1 protein-coding gene is annotated in these 3,002 nt (G+C 69.7%); it reads left to right on the top strand.

The annotated features are described in order from the left end of the window. The coding region (locus ABZ260_RS49300; RefSeq protein WP_355632399.1) for an AAA family ATPase at nt 1–3,002 on the top strand (3,002 nt) is incomplete at both ends.

Consider the following 3,002-nt stretch of genomic DNA (forward strand, 5'->3'; position numbering starts at 1 on the left):
CCTGGTGCACGGGCTGAGCACCCCGGGCATCATCCTGGGCACCCCGAGCTACGGGTTCGACCTGTCCCACCCGGTGGGCCTCCTCATCGCCTCGGCTGAGCTGCTGCTGGCATCGCCGGGCGCTCGGGTACTGCTGGTGGGCTCGGGCAGCTACGTGGCCGGATCCCGGCTTCCTGAGGTGCCCGCGGTCGCTACGACAGTGAGTGATCTGGGCCGCTGCCTGGTGGAGCGGGCCGGGCTGGATCCCTCCCAGCTCACCACGCTCCTCGACCCGGCCGGCCCGGCTGAGTTCGGTGCCGCCCTGGTCACCGCCGCCGAGCAGGCCAGCGACGTGTTGTTCGTGTACTACGTAGGCCACGGCCTGGTGAGCGCGCGCAACGAGTTACACCTGGCCACCCGCGCCACCCAGGATCTGACCCGGGGGATCGCCACTTATCAGGCACTGCCGTATGAGCAGCTCCGGCAGGTTTTGGCCGACTGCTCGGCCGCGCTGACCGTCATCGTGCTGGACTGCTGCTTTTCCGGCCGGGCCCAAGGCTCTGCCCAGGCTGATCTGCGTGAGGTCTTCACCAGCGTGCGGCACGGCATGTATCTGCTGACCTCGACCAACCGAGACGAGGCGGCGTGGGCGCCGCCGGGCCAGTCGCACACCGCGTTTTCTGGGGCGCTGATCGAACTGCTCGGCCAGGGCGATCCCACCGCTCCCAGGTTGCTCACCCTCGATGACGTCCACCGCTGCCTGTCGCGGACGCTGCTGGAGCAGGGGTTTCCCGAGCCGCGTCGCCAGGCCGCCGGTCATAGCGACCGATTGCCGTTCACGCCGAACCCGGCGCACCCCGGCTCCCGCCAAGCAGGACAGCCGGAACAGTTGGAGCAAGAAGAACAAATAGGGCAATTCAGTCCGTATCGGGGGCTGGCCGCCTTCGGGCCGCAGGATGCTCGGTTCTTCTTCGGGCGGGCGGAGCTGACCCGCAGGCTGGTGGCTCGGGTGGCCGAGCAGTTGGATCGGGAGGGGCCGCTGCTGGTCACCGGCCCCTCGGGCTCGGGTAAGTCCTCGCTGCTGGGCGCCGGGCTGATCGCTCACCTCGACAAGTCCTCCCCGGGCAGTTGGGTGAGTTTCACCCCGGGGGAGGATCCGGTGCGGGTGCTAGCTGAGCGGTTCGCCCCGCTGGGAGGTGGTCTGCATCCGGCCGATGTGCGACAGAGCCTGGAGGCCGATCCGGGCTATCTGCGTGAGCTGCTCAACTCGACGGCGGCAAAGCTCGACAGGCACACTGGGCGTCCGGTCATCGTGGTGGATCAGTTCGAGGAGGTGTTCACCGCCTGTGCTGATGAGCGGCAACGCCGCCTGTTCATCCAGGCGTTGCACGCGGCCTGCGCGGCGCCGACGGCGGAGGCGCCCGTGGTGGTGGTGGGGATGCGCGCTGATTTCCTGGGGCACTGCGCCGCCTACCCCGAACTGCTGGCCGCACTGGAGCATGCGGTGTTCGTCAGCCCGATGACGCCTGAGCAGTTGCGGCGCGTCATCGAAGAGCCCGCTCACCAGGCCGATCTGGTGCTGCAGGACGGGCTGGTGGAGCTGCTTTTCGAAGACCTCGGCGCCGGGATGACGACGATGGCGGCGGGGGGCGTGCTGCCACTGCTGTCGCATGCGCTGCTGGCGACCTGGCAGCACCGCCAAGGCCAGACATTGACCCTGGCGGGATATCGGGCTACCGGCGGAATCAGCCAGGCCCTGGCCCGGACCGCCGATGCCACCCTGGCGCCGTTGGATATGGCCGGCCGTCAGATCGCCCGGCAGTTGCTTCCCCGACTGGTCCGGCTCGGCGAAGCAACCGACGACACCCGCCGACGACTTCCCCTGGAGGATCTGCTTCCCCCCTCCACGCAGCCGCAACGGGTCATCGCCCAGCGGGTCCTGGACCGGTTCGTCCAGGCCCGGCTGGTCACCGTGGACAACGACACCGTCGAGATCACCCACGAGGCGCTGATCCGGGCCTGGCCCCAGCTGCGCGCCTGGATCGAGACCGACCGGGCGGGACTCCTGATCGAGCAACACCTGGCCGACGCCGCCCGCACCTGGGATCACGACGGCCGCGACCCGGCGGGACTTTACCGGGGGTCTCGGCTCACTTTGTCGGCCGATTGGGCCGCCGACCCGCGCCGTCGCGACCGGCTCGGCCCCCTCACCCAGGCGTTCCTGACCGCCTCCCTCGAAGCTGACCTGGCCGAGCAGCACGCGGTGCGTCGCCGCAACCGGCTACGCGCCGGGGTGACCGCGGTCCTCGCCGTGCTCGTGGTCGCCCTCGCCGCCGTCGGCATCACCCTCCAGCAACAGAGCATTGACTTGAGTCGTCAGCAGGACGCCACGCGGGCCCAGCAGCGCATCGCGGTGGCTCGAGGACTCGCCTTCGAGGCTGCGGCACTCCGCGACGACGACCCCGGTACCGCGCTGCGCCTCGGCGCGACCGCGATGAGGATTAATCCCGATGCCGAAAACCGAGCCGCGCTGATCACCACCCTGGTTGGCAACCATTACCGAGCCACCCTGAAAGGTCACATCGGCTCCGTGTCCGAGGTGGCGGTGACCTCCGACGGGCGCACCGCGATCACCGGCGGCGGCGACGACGCTGCGATCGTGTGGGATCTGGCCGACCGCACCCACCCCGTCAAGCTCGCGACCCTGAAAGGCCACATCGGCTCCGTGGACACGGTGGCGGTGACCCCCGACGGGCGCACCGCGATCACCGGTGACGGCTTCGCTGCGATCGTGTGGGATCTGGCCGACCGCACCCACCCCGTCAAGCTCGCGACCCTGAAAGGCCACATCAACTTTGTGGCGGCGGTGGCGGTGACCTCCGACGGGCGCACCGCGATCATCAGTGGCAGCGACGGCACTGCGATCGTGTGGGATCTGGCCGACCGCACCCGCCCCGTCAAGCTCGCGACCCTGAAAGGCCACATCGGCTCCGTGTACGCGGTGGCGGTGACCCCCGACGGGC

The organism is Streptosporangium sp. NPDC006013 (genome assembly GCF_040614275.1).
GTDB lineage: Bacteria > Actinomycetota > Actinomycetes > Streptosporangiales > Streptosporangiaceae > Streptosporangium.